Source organism: Parazoarcus sp. PS-13 R2A, assembly GCF_057621855.1.
The window spans coordinates 124,376-140,440 of record NZ_JBYEXN010000012.1 but is presented as its reverse complement, the minus strand read 5'-3'; the positions used below and the strand labels follow the sequence as shown (position 1 = coordinate 140,440).

Here is a 16,065-nt window from a genome sequence, read left to right as displayed (position 1 = left end):
CTGCCCAACCACGCCCATCATGCTCATCGCTCGTTTCCGTCGGCTAAATGCGTTGGCGGCGATTCTACCGCCTGCGGGGCATGTTCCGCCGCCCACCTTTCTTGCGCGGCGGCGCTGCAGCGGTGGTCTGCACCAGACCGGCGGGCACCGGCACCTCGCGCGACTGCCCCGGCAGCAGGCCATCCAGCGACCAGCCCCCGATCGCCACGCGCACCAGGCGCAGGGTCGGCAGGCCCACCTTCGCCGTCATCCGCCGCACCTGCCGGTTCTTGCCTTCGCGCAGTACGATCTCCAGCCATGATGTCGGCACCGTCTTGCGAGAACGCACCGGCGGATCGCGCGGCCACAGCCAGTCGGGCTCCGCTACGCTGCGCGCCTCGCACGGCCGGGTGACGAAGTCGCCCAGATCCACCCCGGCGCGCAACTGCGCAAGCGCGGCCTCGTCCGGCTCACCTTCGACCTGCACCAGATAGGTCTTGGGCAGCTTGTGGCGCGGATCGGCAATGCGGTGCTGCAGCGCGCCGTCGTCGGTGAGCAGCAGCAAGCCCTCACTGTCGGTGTCGAGTCGTCCGGCCGCATACACGCCGGGCACGGCGACATGATCCTTGAGCGTGGCGCGCCCGGTCTCGTCGGTAAATTGGCACAGCACCCCGTAGGGCTTGTTCAGCAGAATCAGTCGCGACACCTTGCCCACCCGTTTGCTTGATCACTGGCTGCACCGCAGCGCACGCGAGCGCCGGCGACAACCATGTTGAAGACACGCCAGCTCACCGTGGCTCGACCTCGGCGCCATGCAGTTCGCGCAGCCGGCTGGTGAAGTGACGGGCGATGCGCCCCGGCGCCGGGCTGCGCGCGATCGACACGTTCCAGTCGCAGCGGTACTGCAACGTATCCGAGGGAATCCGCCGCAGTACGCCCGCCTGCTCGAAGGACTGCGCATAGTGCTCGGGGAGAAAGCCGAGATAGCGTCCCGAGCGAATCAGCACCACGCTGCCCTCCTGCTCATGCGCACGCGCCGCCGGCTGCAGTCCGAGACGCCAGAAATGCTCCATGTTGGGCGAGTGATAGCCCAGGCCGACGAAGGCCGCAGTGCGCAGAACCGCGTCATCGGGCGTCGCACCACCGCGCAGCAGCGGATGGTCGGGCGCGCCATACAGCCACATCTGCTCGGAGAACAGCGGCCAGCTCAGCAGGCTTTCACTGGCGCGGTGAAAGGGGTGGATGGCGACCTGAAACTGACCTTCGAGCAAGCCCTTCTCGATCGGAATCGTCCCGGCCACATGCAGGTTCAGATTCACCCCGGGCGCCTCCGCGCCGAAGGCGGCGATGGCATCCGCCAGCTTGCACTCGGGATTTGTCACGAACTTGTCGAAAACCGCCAGGTTCAGCTCGCCGCGCATGCCACCGTGCAGCCCCGCCACCTCGCGCCTGAAGCCCTCGATCTGCGACAGCAGCCTGCGTGCCGCATCGAGCACGGTTCCGCCCTCCTCGGTGAGCGCAAAACCCGAGCGCCCGCGTTCGCACAAGCGCACACCGAGCCGGGTTTCGAGGTCCTTGAGGTGACGGCTGATCACCGAGCGACTGATGTTGAGCCTCAGCTCGGCTGCAGCCAGTCCGCCGGACTCGGCAATCGCAATGAATATCCGGAGCAGACGAAGGTCGGCTTCGGCGAGGTTGGTCAGGAGTGCGCGGGATTTCATGGCGCGATTGTTTCATAAACCTGAAACGTTAATTTCGCTATTTGTAGTTTTCTGCACCAAACGCTGTCTCTAAGGTAGCCACAAACGCGGAACGAATCTTGTTCGAAGTGCTGCGGGCACCAAACTGAAGCCAAGTCCCCAAATTGGTGCATACGAAAAAGCGTTTCGTATAACGGTAAGGACTGTCACATAACGGAACTGAACCTCCATCACAGCCCGAACCAAGCGGAATCAGCGACATACGACTTATTTAGTAGAAACACTTCAGTCCTGGCATGACGCTTGCGGAATGCCAGCCTGAAGCCCCAGCCAGAAACGCTTTCATCTTCATCTCAACCCTAGCGAGGATTCACCCCATGAGCACATGCAATCGGCCCACCCGTCGGCTAACCGCCCTGATCGGCAGCACGCTTCTTGCGCTGTCGTTCGCTTCCAGTGCCGTGATGGCACAGGAAAAGGTGCTCCGCATCGGCATGACCGCGGCCGACATTCCGCGCACCCTGGGCCAGCCCGACCAAGGCTTCGAGGGCAACCGCTTCACCGGCATCCCCATGTACGACTCGCTGACGCAGTGGGATCTGTCCAAGGCCGATGCACCGAGCGTGCTGATCCCCGGCCTGGCAACGTCGTGGGCTGTCGACGCGGCTGACAAGACCAAGTGGATCTTCAAGCTGCGGCCCGGCGTGAAGTTCCATGACGGCTCCGCCTTCAACGCTGACGCCGTGGTGTGGAACGTGCAGAAGGTGCTGGACAAGACGGCAAAGCATTTCGACGCCAGCCAGGTTGGCGTCACCGCCTCGCGCATGCCCACCCTGCGCAGCGCGAAGAAGATCGACGATCTGACCGTCGAACTCACCTCTTCCGAGCCGGATGCCTTCCTGCCGATCAACCTGACCAACCTGTTCATGGCCTCGCCCGCACAGTGGGAAGCCAAGTTCAAGGCCGTACCGGCCAGCGTCACCGACGTTGCAGAGCGCAGCAAGCAGGCATGGATTGCCTTTGCTGCAGATGCCTCCGGCACCGGCCCGTTCAAGATGGTTTCCTTCGCGCCGCGCGAGCGTCTTGAAGTCGCCAAGAACACCGGCTACTGGGATCCGAAGCGCACGCCGACGATCGACAAGGTCGTGATGCTGCCGCTGCCCGAAGCCAACGCCCGTACCGCCGCCCTGCTCTCGGGCCAGGTGGACTGGATCGAGGCGCCGGCACCGGACGCCATGGACCAGATCAAGAGCCGTGGCTTCAAGATCTACTCCAACCCGCAACCGCACATCTGGCCGTGGCAGCTGTCCTTCGCCGAAGGCTCGCCGTGGCTGGACAAGCGCGTGCGCCAGGCCGCCAACCTGTGTATCAACCGCGCCGAGCTGAAGGCCTTCCTCGGCGGCATGATGGGTGAAGCCAAGGGCATCGTGTCGCCCGACCATCCGTGGTGGGGCAACCCGAAGTTCGACATCAAGTTCGACCCCGCAACAGCGACCAAGATGATGGTCGAAGCCGGCCACACCGCCGACAAGCCGCTGAAGGTGAAGATCCAGGTTTCGGCCTCGGGTTCCGGCCAGATGCAGCCGCTGCCGATGAACGAGTACATCCAGGAAAGCCTGAAGCAGTGCAACTTCGACGTTCAGCTCGACGTGCTTGAGTGGAACACGCTGTTCACCAACTGGCGCAAGGGCGCGAAGGACCCGTCGGCCAACGGCGCCAACGGCATTAACGTGTCCGCCGCTGCGATGGACCCGTTCTTCGCCATGGTGCGCTTCGTCAGCACCAAGACCTTCCCCCCGGTTTCCAACAACTGGGGCTACTTCGGCAATGACGAGTTCGACGCTCTGATCGCGACCGCCCGCACCAGCTTCGACGACAAGACGCGCGATGCCGCCCTTGCGAAGCTGCACGCACGCATCGTGGAAGAGGCACCGTTCATCTTCGTCGCCCACGACGTCGGCCCGCGCGCAATGTCGGCCAAGGTCAAGAACGTGGTGCAACCGAAGAGCTGGTTCATCGACATCGCCACGATGAAGATGGACTGATTGTCCCGAATCGCGCCGCGGCATCGCGGCGCGAACCGGGTTTGCCGCCGGCCGGCGCGCCGGCGGTTTTTGTTTAACGACCCACAGGGCCGAACGATGATCTTCTATCTCCTGCGCCGCATCATCTACACGATTCCGATCATGATCGGCGTCGCCTTCTTCTGCTTTCTGCTGGTGCATATTTCGCCGGGCGACCCGCTGGTTTCCATCCTGCCGCCCGATGCCTCGATCGAACTGCAACATCAGCTGATGAAGCTCTACGGTTTCGACCGTCCCTGGTACGAACAATTTGCCAACTGGTTCTGGCGTGCGCTGCACGGCGACCTCGGCACCTCGATCGCCTCCGGCCGCTCGGTTTCGATCGAAGTCATGCGTGCAGTCGGCAACACCCTGATGCTGTCGTGCATGGCCACCCTGATCGGCTTCCTGTTCGGCAGCCTGTTCGGCTTTGTTGCCGGCTACTTCCGCGACTCCTGGGTGGATCGTGTGGCCTCCGCACTGTCGGTGCTCGGCGTGAGCGTGCCGCACTACTGGCTGGGCATGGTGCTGGTCATCATCTTCTCGTCGCAGCTGATGTGGCTGCCCGCAACCGGCGCCGGCCCCGGCGGATCGGGTGAATGGGCCTGGGACTGGGCACACGTCCAGTTCATGGTGCTGCCCGCGATCACGATGTCAGTCATACCGATGGGCATCATTGCCCGTACCGTCCGCGCCCTGGTAGCCGACATCCTGGCGCAGGAATTCGTGGTCGGCCTGCGCGCCAAGGGCCTGACCGACTTCGGCATATTCCTGCACGTGGTCAAGAACGCCGCCCCCACCGCACTCGCAGTGATGGGCCTGCAACTCGGCTACCTGCTCGGCGGCTCGATCCTGATCGAAACCGTGTTCTCGTGGCCGGGTACCGGCTTCCTGCTCAACTCCGCCATCTTCCAGCGCGACATGCCACTGCTGCAGGGCACGATCCTGGTGCTGGCCACCTTCTTCGTCGTGCTCAACCTGCTGGTGGACGTGCTTCAGACCACCCTCGACCCGAGGATCCAGAGATCATGAACATGACTGCGACTGCCGCAAGCCTCGCCCCCGTGCCCGCTGCCGCCGAACCTCTCGAGCGCTCGCCCGGCTTCTGGTCCGGCGTCGGGCGCAAACTCATGCGCGACCCGGTTGCACTGGGCGCCGGCGCCGTGCTGCTGATCCTGATCGTGATGGCGATCTTCGCCCCCATGCTGGTGCCGTCTGACCCCTACGCGACCTCGATGTTCAAGCGCCTGAAACCGATCGGCTTCGAAGGCTTCCCGCTGGGCTCCGACGAACTCGGCCGCGACATGCTGTCGCGCCTGATGCTGGGCACGCGCCTGTCGCTGTTCATGGGCATCACCCCGGTGCTGATCGCCTTCGTCATCGGCAGCGGCATCGGCATCCTCGCCGGTTACGCGGGCGGCCTGGTGAACACGCTGATCATGCGCACCATCGACATCCTCTACGCCTTCCCGTCGGTGCTGCTCGCCATCGCCCTGTCGGGCGCGCTCGGCGCCGGCATCGGCAACGCGCTGCTGTCGCTGACCATCGTCTTCATCCCGCAGATCGCGCGGGTGGCAGAAAGCGTCACCACCCAGGTCAGGGGGCGAGACTACGTCGAAGCCGCACGCGCTTCGGGCGCCAGCCCCTTCACCATCGTGCGGGTCCATGTGCTGGGCAACGTGCTGGGGCCGATCTTCGTCTTTGCAACCAGCCTGATCGCGGTGTCGATGATTCTCGCCTCCGGGCTGTCCTTCCTCGGCCTCGGCGTACGCCCGCCCGAACCCGAATGGGGCCTGATGCTCAACACCCTGCGCACCGCAATCTACACCCAGCCCTGGGTGGCGGCCCTTCCCGGCGTGATGATCTTCATCACCTCGATCTCCTTCAACCTGCTGTCCGACAGCCTGCGCTCCGCGATGGACGTCAAGAGCTAATCCAGGGAGTCCGTCATGAGTACCGGAATCAGCATCGAACATATCGGCGCACCAGCGGGCAGCGACCGCGGCGGCCCCGCGCAGCCCCTGCTGACCGTCAGCAAACTGGTCAAGCACTTCGACCTCAAGAAGAGTTTTGTGGAAACCCTGATCGGCGGCGGCAAGGTCGTGCGCGCGGTCGATGGTGTCGACTTCAAGATCATGAAGGGTGAGACGCTTGGCGTGGTGGGCGAGTCCGGCTGCGGCAAGTCGACCACCGCACGCCTGCTGATGCACCTGATCGAACCCTCTGCGGGCGAGATCGTCTTCAACGGCGAAACCGTCGGCTCCGCCGCCCTGCCCCTGCGCGAATACCGCCGTCAGGTGCAGATGGTGTTCCAGGACAGCTACTCGTCCCTGAACCCCCGCCTCACCATTCAGGACTCGATCGCCTTTGGCCCCCAGGTGCATGGCGTACCGAAGCAGGTCGCCATCACCCGCGCCCGCGATCTCCTCGCACGCGTCGGCCTCGAGCCGCGGCGCTTTGCCGGGCGCTATCCGCACGAACTGTCCGGCGGTCAGCGTCAGCGTGTCAATATCGCCCGTGCGCTGGCCTGCGAGCCGCGTCTGGTGATCCTCGACGAAGCCGTGTCGGCGCTCGACAAATCGGTCGAAGCACAGGTGCTGAACCTGCTGATGGACCTGAAGGAAGAGTTCGGCCTGACCTACCTCTTCATCAGCCACGACCTTCACGTGGTGCGCTACATCTCCGACCGCGTCATGGTGATGTATCTGGGCAAGGTGGCCGAAACCGGCCCCGCCGAAGCCCTGTTCCAGCAGCCGCATCACCCCTACACCCGGGCGCTGCTGTCGTCCATGCCGTCGATGGACCCCGACCGCCGCACCGAAGAGGCCGCCCTCGCGGGCGATCCGCCCAACCCCATCGACCCGCCGCCGGGCTGCCGCTTTCACACCCGCTGCCCGCTCGCCGAGGCCGTGTGTTCGCAGCGTGTGCCCACCCTCGAGGACCGCGACCAGCGCGAAACCGCCTGCCTGATCCATGAACCCGACAGCGGCCACTCGCAAGCAGGCGCAGTCATCCACGCATCATGAGCGGAGCCGACATGAATACAGACACTCAAACCGATCGCACGCCGATCGTGTCGGTGCGCGACCTGCGCGTCACCTTCACCGGCGGCAAGAAACCGGTCAAAGCCGTCAATGGCGTCGACCTCAGCGTTGCCCGCGGTGAAACCGTGGCCCTGATCGGCGAATCCGGCTCGGGCAAGAGCGTCACTCTGCGCTCGCTGCTGCGCCTGCACCCCGAGCGCCGCACCCGCATCGAAGGCAAGGTCGACGTTGCCGGCGCCGACGTGCTCGCCATGGGCAGCCGCGCGCTCGCCGACTATCGCGGTCGCGTCGCGTCGATGATCTTTCAGGAGCCGCTGCTCGCCCTCGACCCGGTCTACACCGTCGGCCAGCAGATCGTGGAGTCCATCCGCCGCCACGAACGCATCAGCCCGGCAGACGCACGCAAGCGTGCGCTGGAGCTGTTCGAGCGCGTGCGCATTCCCAGCCCCGAGCGCCGCCTCGACGCCTACCCGCACGAGATGTCGGGCGGCATGCGCCAGCGTGCAATGATTGCGCTCGCGCTGGCCTGCCGGCCCCAGGTGCTGCTCGCCGACGAGCCCACCACCGCGCTCGACGCCACGGTGCAGATCCAGATCCTGCTGCTGTTGCGCGAACTGCAGCGCGAGCTGGGTCTGGGGATCATCTTCGTCACCCATGACATGGGCGCTGCGGTGGAAGTTGCCGACCGTTTCGCGGTCATGTACGCCGGCCGCATCGTCGAGGAAGGCCCCACCCGCGAGGTGATCCGCAACCCCCGCCACCCCTATACCCTGGCACTGATGCAGGCCCGTGCCGACGGCGCGATGGAAAAGGGCGCGCGCCTGGCGAGCATTCCCGGCGCGCCGCCCGACCTCGCCAACCTGCCCGCCGGCTGCGCCTTTGCCGAACGCTGCACCTTCGTCCAGCCCGCCTGCCTGCAGACCCAGCCCGATGCCGTCGAGCTTGGCGGCAGCCATCGTGCGCGCTGCCTGCGCACCGACGCCACGGCCCAGGTCATGACGCGAGCCGCAGCGGACGTACCCCCTCCCGTCACCGAAATCGCCTGAGCGGGCAAGCCCGCACAGCCCTCACGCCACAGCCACAACGGACATTTCATGCTGATCGAACACGACCCCGCCCACGCCTTCGTTCCCTACCCCGCAGTCGCGCTGCCCCATACGCCGGGCGGTCCGCTCGACGGCCTCAGCTTTGCGGTAAAGGATCTCTTCGACGTTGCAGGCTATCCGACCGGCGGCGGCAACCCGCACGTGCTGGCGCTGTCGGGCATCAAGACCCGCACCGCGCCCACCGTGCAGCGCCTGCTCGACAGCGGTGCTCGCTTTGTCGGCAAGACCTATACCGACGAACTCGCGTTCTCGATGAACGGCATCAACGCCCACTTCGGCGCACCCGTCAATGGCGGCGCACCCGACCGCATCCCCGGCGGCTCGTCCTCGGGTTCAGCGGCGGCGGTCTCCAACGGACTGGTGGATTTCGCCCTCGGCACCGACACCGGCGGCTCCGTCCGCTGTCCCGCCAGTCACTGCGGCCTCTTCGGGCTGCGCCCGACCCACGGCCGCATCAGCCTGGAAAGCTGCCTGGACCTCGCACCGGGCTTCGACAGCTGCGGCTTCTTCACCCGCGATGCGGAGACCTTTGGCCGGGTGGCGGATGTGCTGCTCGGCACCGACGCTTCACCGCTGCCCGCACAACCCCGCCTGCTCTATCCGGAAGACGGCTGGAGCCTGCTCGACGGTGCCGTGTCCGATGCACTGCAGCCGGCCCTCGACCGCGTCGAGGCGCTGTTCGGCAAAGCGGCCTTCATGCGCATGGCACCCAAGGGTTTCGATCGCAACTACTGGGCTTTCCGCTACATCCAGGGACGTGAGGCGTGGCAGACCGACGGCGACATGATCGAGCGTCACGGCCTCGCCCTCGGCCCCGGCGTGCGCGACCGCTTTGCGTGGTCCAAGCTGGTGACCGATGCCCAGGTCGAAGAAAGCGTGGCGATCCGCGACGAGGTCCGCGCCGCACTGGCTGAGATCCTCGGCAGCGATGGCGTCATGGTGCTGCCGACCATGCCCGACATCGCCCCCCTGCTCACCACCGACGAGGCCGGGCTCGAGGACTATCGCAACAATGCGATCAAGCTCCTGTGCCTGGCCGGACTGAGCGGTTTCCCGCAACTGTCGATGCCGCTGGTCAAGCGCAACGGCGCCCCGCTCGGCCTGTCGCTGCTCGGCCCCGCCGGCAGCGACCGCAGCCTGATCGCGATGGCGCAGAGGATTGCCGCCGAGGGCTGATCCTCAGACCGCTGCAAACGACAGAAAACAGGGCGCCCGGCGAATCACTCGCCGGGCGCCCTGTCGTGCTTTGCACCGCGCGACTGGAGACGGAACTCAGCTCACCGTGCCCGCCCGCGCCAGCATCGCATGAAGCAGCACATTGGCACCTGCAGCCAGGTGCTCGGGGTCCGCGTCCTCGATCTCGTTGTGCGAGATGCCGTCCTTGCACGGTACGAAGATCATTGCCGTGGGCGCCGTACCGGCGACATAGACCGCGTCGTGACCCGCACCGCTGACGATGTCGAGATGGCTGCAACCCGCCCGCTCGGCGCCGCCGCGGATGGCATCGACCAGCTCGGGGGCGAAGGCCACCGGCTCGAAGTACACCACCTGCTCCACTGCAACGCTGACCGGGAAGTCCTTCTGCAGCAGGTCGGCGGCTGCGCGCAATGCCGCATCCATCGCCAGCAGGCCATCGTCGTTGCCGTGACGGAAATCCACGGTGAAGCTGACCTTGCCCGGAATCACGTTGCGCGAGTTCGGGTACACATGCACGCAGCCGACCGTGCCGCGCCCGTCAGGCTGATGCGCCAGGGCGATCTCCACCACCTTCTGCATGAGGTGGGTCGCCGCAAACAGCGCATCCTTGCGCAAGCGCATCGGGGTGGGGCCGGCGTGCGACTCCATACCGGTGACGGTGACGTCGTACCAGCGCTGGCCGAGTGCGCCAGTCACCACGCCGATCGTGGTGTCGGCATCCTCAAGCACCGGGCCCTGCTCGATATGCGCCTCGAAGTAGGCGCCGAAGCGCGGTGCGCCGGCACTGACCGACGCCGGCGCGTCACCGGCATAGCCGATGTCAGCCAGCGCCTTCGCCACGGTGATGCCGTCGTGGTCGGCGCGGCTCAGCGCATGGTCGAGCGTGAAGGCATCGACATACACACCCGAGCCCATCATCACCGGCACGAAGCGCGAGCCTTCCTCATTGGTCCACACGCAGACCTCGATCGGCGCCTCGGTGCGAATGTTGTGCTGGTTGAGCGTGCGAATCACCTCGAGCCCGGCCATCACCCCGTAATTACCGTCGAACTTGCCGCCGGTGGGCTGGGTGTCGATATGGCTGCCGGTGGCGATCGCCGGCAGGTCGTCGCGGGTGCCCGCGCGGCGGGCAAAGATGTTGCCGATCTGGTCGATGCGGATGCTGCAGCCTTCGGCACGACACCAGGCGGCGAAGAGGTCGCGCGCCTTGCCGTCGAGTTCGGTGAGCGCCAGACGGCATACGCCGCCCTTTGCGGTGGCGCCAAGCTGCGCCAGATCCATCAGTGACTGCCACAGACGCGAGCCGTCGATGGCGAGGCCGGACGCCGAAGCGCCGGCAGCGGGAAGACGATCATTCATTCAATAGGCTCCGATCAGCCGTTGCTGGGAAAGGCGAACTGCGCCTTCTCGATACTGGCGCTGGGCCAGCGCTGGGTGAGGGTCTTGCGCCGCGTATAGAAACGCACCGCATCCGGCCCGTAGGCATAGAGATCGCCGAACAGCGAACGCTTCCAGCCGCCGAAGCTCTGGCACGCAACCGGCACCGGCAGCGGCACGTTCACCCCGACCATGCCGACCTGAACGCTGTCGGTGAAGTGACGCGCAACCGCGCCGTCGCGGGTGAACACGCAGGTACCGTTGCCGAATTCGTGTGCGTCGATCAGCGCAATCGCCTCGTCCAGGCTTGCGACACGCACGATGGCCAGCACTGGGCCAAAGATCTCTTCCTTGTACACCCGCATCCCGGGCTTGACGTGGTCGAACAGCGTGCCGCCGAGGAAGAAGCCGTTCTCGCAGCCTGCCACCTTGAGCGCGCGGCCGTCGACCACGAGTTCGGCGCCCTCTTCCGCGCCGAGGTCGATGTAGCTCTTCACCTTGTCGCGATGCACGCCGGTGATCAGCGGGCCCATGTCCAGCCCGCGCGTCTGGCCGTTGCCGATGGCCAGTGCCTCGACCTTGGGCTTGAGGCGCTTCACCAGCTCGTCGGCGACCTGATCGCCCACCGCAACCACCACCGAGATCGCCATGCAGCGTTCGCCGCAGGAGCCGTAGGCCGCGCCCATGATGGCGTTGACCGCGTTGTCGAGGTCGGCGTCGGGCATCAGCACCGCATGGTTCTTGGCGCCGCCCAGTGCCTGCACGCGCTTGCCGTGTGCGGTGCCGGTGGCATAGATGTATTCGGCAATCGGGGTCGATCCGACAAAGCTCACCGCCTTCACCCGTGCATCGGTCAGCAGGGTGTCGACCGCTTCCTTGTCACCATTGACGACGTTGAACACGCCCGGCGGCAGGCCGGCTTCGGTCAGCAGTTCGGCCAGGATCATCGCCGCCGACGGGTCTTTCTCCGAGGGCTTGAGGATGAAGCAGTTGCCGCAGGCAATCGCCATCGGGAACATCCACATCGGCACCATGGACGGGAAGTTGAACGGCGTGATGCCGGCCACCACGCCCAGCGGCGGAAACTCCGACCACGAATCGATCTCGGGGCCGACGTCGCGGCTGTGCTCGCCCTTGAGGAACTCCGGCGCACCGCAGGCGTATTCCACCACCTCGATGCCGCGCTGCAGTTCGCCATGCGCGTCTTCCCACACCTTGCCGTGCTCTTCCACGATGGCCGCGACGATGCGGTCGGCGTGCTTGTCGAGCAGCGCCTTGTAGGCGAAGAGAATGCGGGCGCGCTTGAGCGGCGGCGTCTTGCGCCAGGCAGGGAAAGCCGCCTCGGCCGAGGCAATCGCCTGCTCCACCGTGGCGCGGCTGGCCATCGCCACCTGACGCACGGGTTCGCCCAGCGCGGGATTGAAGACCGGTTGCAGACGTCCGCTATCGGCGAGCGTCTGACCATTGATGTAATGACCAATCGTGTTCATCTGCTGTCTCTCTGAATTATTCTGGGTTCAGGCGACCGCGCGCAGCGCATCGCGTACGGTTTCGAAGATACGGGTGAGTTCGTCCGGCGTCGAGTCGAGGAAGGGCGAGAACTGCAGGATGTCGCCACCATTGCGGATCACCACGCCCGCTTCGAAGCACTTGAGGAAGACCTCGTAACCGCGCGCACCCGGCGCACCCGGACGCGGTGCCAGTTCGATGCCACCCATGAGGCCGAAGTTTCGGATATCGATCACATGCGGTTCGCCCTTCAGCGCATGAATCGTCTCTTCGAAGGTCGGCTCGAGCGCAAGCGCGCGGGCAAAGCTGTCTTCTTCACGATAGACCTTCATCGCCGCCAGACCCGCCGCTGCAGCCAGCGGATGGCCCGAATACGTGTAGCCATGGAAGAGCTCGACCGCGTTGTCCGGGCCCTGCATCAGCGCCTGATAGATCTCCTCGCGCACAATGACCGCACCCATCGGCACCACGCCGTTGGTCAGGCCCTTGGCGGTGGTGATGATGTCGGGCGTCGCGCCGAACCGGGCCGAGGCAAAGGGTGCGCCGACGCGGCCAAAAGCGGTGATCACTTCGTCGAAGATCAGCAGGATGCCGTGCTTGTCGCAGATCTCGCGCAGGCGCTGCAGGTAACCGATCGGCGGCACCAGGATGCCGGTCGAGCCCGACACCGGCTCCACGATCAGCGCCGCAATGTTGGACGCATCATGCAGGCCGACCAGACGCTCGAGATCCTCTGCCAGATCGCAGCCCCAGGTCGGCTGACCGCGGCTGAAGGCCATGTCTGCATGACTGTAGGTGTGCCGGATGTGGTCCACGCCCGGCAGCATGACAGCGCTGAACACCTTGCGGTTGCCAGGAATACCGCCCACCGACATGCCACCGAAGTTCACGCCGTGATAACCCCGCTCGCGCCCGATCAGCCGCGTACGCTGGCCCTCGCCACGCGCACGGTGATAGGCCAGCGCGATCTTGAGTGCGGTATCGGCCGACTCCGAGCCGGAGTTGGTGAAGAACACCCGGTCGAGCCCGGCCGGCGCCAGATCCGCCACTTCACGCGCCAGTGCAATCGCGCGGTCGTTCGTTACCTGAAAGCCCATGCTGTAGTCGAGCGTGGCCACCTGCTCCTGCACCGCCGACACGATTGCAGGATGGCAGTGACCCAGACCCGAAGTCCACAGGCCGGAGAACGCATCCAGCAACTGCTGGCCATCGTCGGCCGTGTAGTAGTGACCGCGTGCCGCCTTGATGACGCGGGGGGATTTCCAGAAGGCGCGGTTGGCCGTGTAGGGCAGCCAGAAAGCTTGATCGTGATTCATGGTGGGCACCGTTGATGACATGTCTTCATCCTAGCCATGAGCAAACGTGCAGAAAACGACTGTCTGCGTCACTGAAGTTTCACTCAGTCGAAACTTATGAACCACGCCATGCCCGATTCAGGCACGGAAGGACGGCAGAGTGATGCATACTCTCGGGCCAGCGACTCTAATCACATCCGGCCGCCCGCGAGCGATCCCGCGCGCCGCACACCCGCCACTCATGTCCTCTGCCCTGACTTCCAGCCTCGACCGCGCGCTCACCGCCCGCGCGCCCCTCATCGCCCAGCTCACCGCCGAACAGACCGATGCCTACCGGCTCTTTCACGGCAGTGTCGAAGGCCTCTCCGGGCTGACGGTGGACCGCTACGGCGACGCCCTGCTCGCGCAGACCTTTCACCGCTCGCTCAGTGCAGAAGAGCGTGCCGAACTCGAAGCCTTCTACGCCGACGCCTTTCCCGGCCTGCCGCTGATCCTGAACGACCGCAGCCCGGCAAATTCGCGCATCGTGAATGAGCTCACGCCCGAGCAGATCGAGATCGCACAACAACCGCGCGAGTTTCGCGAGCTCGGCGTCAAGTACCGCTTCCAGGCCCGCCACGCCGGTCAGGACCCGTGGCTCTTTCTGGACATGCGCGCCGGACGCCGGCGCGTGATGCAGGAAGCGGCCGGCAAGTCGCTGCTCAACGTCTTTGCCTACACTTGCGGCGTCGGCGTCGCTGCAGCCCACGCGGGTGCGCGCCACGTGATCAACGTGGACTTCTCCGAATCGAGCCTCGCAGTGGGCAAGGAGAACGCCCGCCTCAACGATCTGCCGATCCGCGTGCGCTTCATCAAGAGCGATGCCTTCGCCGCGCTGCGCCAGTATTCCGGCATCGGTCAGCCGAAGATGGTGCGCGGCAAGCGCATGCCTCCCTTCCCCGAACTCGAGGCGCACCAGTTCGACCTCGTCTTTCTCGACCCCCCACGCTACGCCCGCAGCCCCTTCGGCGTGGTTGATCTGGTCAAGGACTACCCCGCCCTGTTCAAGCCCGCCCTGCTGTCGACGGCCGAAGGCGGCACGCTGATCTGCTGCAACAACGTGGCGCAGGTGAAGCGCGACGAATGGCTGGACCAGCTCCAGCGCAGCGCAACAAAGGCCGGCCGCCCGATCCGCGAAATGGAATGGATCGAACCCGAAAGCGACTTCCCCAGCCCGGACGGCAACCCGCCACTGAAGATGGCGCTGCTGCGGGTGTAAGCGATGTGCGGCGGCTGTCGTTCCGGTGGTGGAGCAGAACGAAGCAACACCGCGCGCAGAAAATGAAAAAGCCCCTTGAGCAAGGGGCTTTTTCTTTGGTCTGGCGGAAGCTCAGGGATTCGAACCCTGGATACCTTTCGGTATGCCGGTTTTCAAGACCGGTGCAATCGACCACTCTGCCAAGCTTCCGGAAGGCGCGCAGTATATCACTCGACGCGAAAAATGGAGCCGCTTCAGCAGCGTTCGAAGAGCGCAATCGACTCCACATGCGAGGTTTGCGGAAACATGTTGGCGATGCCGGCTTCGCGCAGGGCGTAGCCCTTTTCGTGCACGAGCACGGCTGCATCCCGCGCCAGAGTGGCCGGATTGCAGGACACGTACACGATGCGGGCGGGAAGTTGCTGCGGGCTGAGCGCGCGGACCACCGCAATCGCGCCTTCGCGCGGCGGGTCGATCAGCAGCTTGTCCAGGCGGCCCAGCGCGGCAAGGCTGTCTTCGGTGGTGTCGAAGAGATTGGCGGCATGAAACTCGGTGCGCTCGGCCAGCCCGTTGCTGCGGGCGTTTTCCAGCGCGCGTTGCACCAGCGACTCACTGCCCTCGACCCCGACCACGGTTGCGCCCGAGCGCGCGATCGGCAGGCTGAAATTGCCCAGGCCACAGAACAGATCGGCAATCCGCTCGCCCGGTTGGGGATCGAGCAGCTGCATGGCGCGCCGGATCAGAAGGCGATTGATATGCACATTCACCTGGGTGAAATCCGTCGGCCTGAAGTCCATGCTCACATCGAACTCGGGCAGGGTGTAGGCGAGGCTGGGTGCATCCTTGGGGTGGAAACGATACGCGGTTTCGGGCTCACCCGGCTGCAACCACACCTGCACCTCCGCCTCGTCGGCAAACGCACGCAGACGGGACTCGTCAGCGGCCGACATGGGCGACAGGTTACGAAAGACGAACGCGGTGCCGGTGTCGCTGACGGCCAGTTCGATCTGTGCCACGCGCTCCGGCCTCGACAGCCCGGCGATGAGTTCGCGCAGACGCGGCAACAGCGCCGAAATCTGCTTCGGCAGGACATCGCAAGCGCGTATGTCGGCGATATGGCTCGAGCGCCGCTCGTGAAAGCCGATACGCAGACCGCCCTTGCCCGGCAGCATCTTCACGCTGATCCGTGCCCGGTAGCGGTAGGCCCAGGACGGGCCGTGAATGGCGGCGTGGATGGTCTCCGGCTTGATCTTTCCGATATGCCTGAAGGCATTCTCCATGACGCGCTGCTTGACCGCCGCCTGCGCCACCGGGTCGAGATGCTGCATCGAACAACCGCCGCAGACACCGTACAGCGAGCATCGCGGCGTTACACGTTGCGCGCTCGGTTTGATGATGCGCACCGCCTCGGCCTGCTCGTAGGTGGGTTTGCTGCGGTGAACCGCGTACTCGACGATTTCGCCCGGCAATGCCCCCTCGACGAAGACCGCCTTCCCATCGACATGGGTGACGCCACGGCCTTCATGGTCGAGTGACTCGATGACTGCAATCGGCATGA

13 protein-coding genes and 1 tRNA gene are annotated in these 16,065 nt (G+C 65.3%); 7 read left to right on the top strand and 7 right to left on the bottom strand.

What is annotated here, in order from left to right; genetic code table 11:
• Nucleotides 1-64 precede the first annotated feature (64 nt).
• Both AC22G6_RS12960 and AC22G6_RS12955 read right to left on the bottom strand, forming a co-directional pair.
• Nucleotides 65-685: an rRNA large subunit pseudouridine synthase E gene (locus AC22G6_RS12960; protein WP_487367108.1), complete on the bottom strand. Its 621-nt coding sequence runs from the start codon at nucleotides 683-685 to the stop codon at nucleotides 65-67.
• Nucleotides 686-767: 82 nt separating this feature from the next.
• Nucleotides 768-1,700 carry a LysR family transcriptional regulator gene (locus AC22G6_RS12955; protein WP_487367107.1) on the bottom strand — a complete coding sequence of 311 codons (933 nt, stop codon included), beginning with the start codon at nucleotides 1,698-1,700 and terminating at the stop codon, nucleotides 768-770.
• 356 nt (nucleotides 1,701-2,056) lie between these two features.
• On the opposite strand from AC22G6_RS12955, the gene AC22G6_RS12950 reads away from it, so the two are divergent.
• The 6 genes from AC22G6_RS12950 (at nucleotide 2,057) to AC22G6_RS12925 (ending at nucleotide 9,068) form a co-directional block, all read left to right on the top strand.
• Nucleotides 2,057-3,724 carry an ABC transporter substrate-binding protein gene (locus AC22G6_RS12950; RefSeq protein ID WP_487367106.1) on the top strand — a complete coding sequence of 556 codons (1,668 nt, stop codon included), beginning with the start codon at nucleotides 2,057-2,059 and terminating at the stop codon, nucleotides 3,722-3,724.
• A gap of 96 nt (nucleotides 3,725-3,820) precedes the next feature.
• Nucleotides 3,821-4,774: an ABC transporter permease gene (locus AC22G6_RS12945; RefSeq protein WP_487367105.1), complete on the top strand. Its 954-nt coding sequence runs from the start codon at nucleotides 3,821-3,823 to the stop codon at nucleotides 4,772-4,774.
• Complete coding sequence (locus AC22G6_RS12940) at nucleotides 4,771-5,676, top strand: ABC transporter permease (RefSeq protein ID WP_487367104.1); 906 nt, start codon at nucleotides 4,771-4,773, stop codon at nucleotides 5,674-5,676. The genes AC22G6_RS12945 and AC22G6_RS12940 overlap by 4 nt, the downstream gene beginning before the upstream one ends.
• 15 nt (nucleotides 5,677-5,691) lie before the next feature.
• Nucleotides 5,692-6,768 carry an ABC transporter ATP-binding protein gene (locus AC22G6_RS12935; RefSeq protein WP_487367103.1) on the top strand — a complete coding sequence of 359 codons (1,077 nt, stop codon included), beginning with the start codon at nucleotides 5,692-5,694 and terminating at the stop codon, nucleotides 6,766-6,768.
• 11 nt (nucleotides 6,769-6,779) lie between these two features.
• On the top strand, nucleotides 6,780-7,832 hold the full coding sequence (locus tag AC22G6_RS12930) for an ABC transporter ATP-binding protein (RefSeq protein WP_487367102.1): 1,053 nt from the start codon (nucleotides 6,780-6,782) through the stop codon (nucleotides 7,830-7,832).
• Between the two features lie 48 nt (nucleotides 7,833-7,880).
• Complete coding sequence (locus tag AC22G6_RS12925) at nucleotides 7,881-9,068, top strand: amidase (RefSeq protein WP_487367101.1); 1,188 nt, start codon at nucleotides 7,881-7,883, stop codon at nucleotides 9,066-9,068.
• 96 nt (nucleotides 9,069-9,164) lie between these two features.
• Here AC22G6_RS12925 and AC22G6_RS12920 read toward each other — a convergent pair whose 3' ends face one another.
• Genes AC22G6_RS12920 through aptA form a run of 3 tightly spaced genes read right to left on the bottom strand, consistent with a single transcriptional unit; the run spans nucleotide 9,165 to nucleotide 13,291 of the window.
• Entirely contained in the window at nucleotides 9,165-10,448 is a 1,284-nt protein-coding gene (locus tag AC22G6_RS12920; RefSeq protein WP_487367100.1) for a Zn-dependent hydrolase, read from the bottom strand.
• A gap of 14 nt (nucleotides 10,449-10,462) precedes the next feature.
• The gene (locus AC22G6_RS12915) at nucleotides 10,463-11,956 is read right to left on the bottom strand and encodes a CoA-acylating methylmalonate-semialdehyde dehydrogenase (RefSeq protein WP_487367099.1); all 1,494 of its coding nucleotides are present in this window, start codon (nucleotides 11,954-11,956) and stop codon (nucleotides 10,463-10,465) included.
• Between the two features lie 27 nt (nucleotides 11,957-11,983).
• The gene (aptA, locus tag AC22G6_RS12910) at nucleotides 11,984-13,291 is read right to left on the bottom strand and encodes an omega-aminotransferase AptA (protein ID WP_487367098.1); all 1,308 of its coding nucleotides are present in this window, start codon (nucleotides 13,289-13,291) and stop codon (nucleotides 11,984-11,986) included.
• A gap of 220 nt (nucleotides 13,292-13,511) precedes the next feature.
• On the opposite strand from aptA, the gene AC22G6_RS12905 reads away from it, so the two are divergent.
• The gene (locus AC22G6_RS12905; RefSeq protein WP_487367097.1) at nucleotides 13,512-14,528 is read left to right on the top strand and encodes a class I SAM-dependent rRNA methyltransferase; all 1,017 of its coding nucleotides are present in this window, start codon (nucleotides 13,512-13,514) and stop codon (nucleotides 14,526-14,528) included.
• 101 nt (nucleotides 14,529-14,629) lie between these two features.
• Here the strand turns inward: AC22G6_RS12905 and AC22G6_RS12900 are convergent.
• Nucleotides 14,630-14,717, bottom strand: a tRNA-Ser gene (locus AC22G6_RS12900).
• 44 nt (nucleotides 14,718-14,761) lie between these two features.
• Nucleotides 14,762-16,063, bottom strand: a complete 1,302-nt coding sequence (gene rlmD, locus AC22G6_RS12895; RefSeq protein WP_487367096.1) for a 23S rRNA (uracil(1939)-C(5))-methyltransferase RlmD — start codon at nucleotides 16,061-16,063, stop codon at nucleotides 14,762-14,764.
• Between the last annotated feature and the right edge of the window lie 2 nt (nucleotides 16,064-16,065).

Excerpts from the sequence above, each read along its gene's own strand:
- AC22G6_RS12955 (WP_487367107.1), bottom strand. The coding sequence starts at position 1,700 with ATGAAATCCCGCGCACTCCTGACCAACCTCGCCGAAGCCGACCTTCGT.
- AC22G6_RS12950 (WP_487367106.1), top strand. The coding sequence starts at position 2,057 with ATGAGCACATGCAATCGGCCCACCCGTCGGCTAACCGCCCTGATCGGC.
- AC22G6_RS12945 (WP_487367105.1), top strand. The coding sequence starts at position 3,821 with ATGATCTTCTATCTCCTGCGCCGCATCATCTACACGATTCCGATCATG.
- AC22G6_RS12940 (WP_487367104.1), top strand. The coding sequence starts at position 4,771 with ATGAACATGACTGCGACTGCCGCAAGCCTCGCCCCCGTGCCCGCTGCC.
- AC22G6_RS12935 (WP_487367103.1), top strand. The coding sequence starts at position 5,692 with ATGAGTACCGGAATCAGCATCGAACATATCGGCGCACCAGCGGGCAGC.
- AC22G6_RS12930 (WP_487367102.1), top strand. The coding sequence starts at position 6,780 with ATGAATACAGACACTCAAACCGATCGCACGCCGATCGTGTCGGTGCGC.
- AC22G6_RS12925 (WP_487367101.1), top strand. The coding sequence starts at position 7,881 with ATGCTGATCGAACACGACCCCGCCCACGCCTTCGTTCCCTACCCCGCA.
- AC22G6_RS12920 (WP_487367100.1), bottom strand. The coding sequence starts at position 10,448 with ATGAATGATCGTCTTCCCGCTGCCGGCGCTTCGGCGTCCGGCCTCGCC.
- AC22G6_RS12915 (WP_487367099.1), bottom strand. The coding sequence starts at position 11,956 with ATGAACACGATTGGTCATTACATCAATGGTCAGACGCTCGCCGATAGC.
- aptA (WP_487367098.1), bottom strand. The coding sequence starts at position 13,291 with ATGAATCACGATCAAGCTTTCTGGCTGCCCTACACGGCCAACCGCGCC.
- AC22G6_RS12905 (WP_487367097.1), top strand. The coding sequence starts at position 13,512 with ATGTCCTCTGCCCTGACTTCCAGCCTCGACCGCGCGCTCACCGCCCGC.
- rlmD (WP_487367096.1), bottom strand. The coding sequence starts at position 16,063 with ATGCCGATTGCAGTCATCGAGTCACTCGACCATGAAGGCCGTGGCGTC.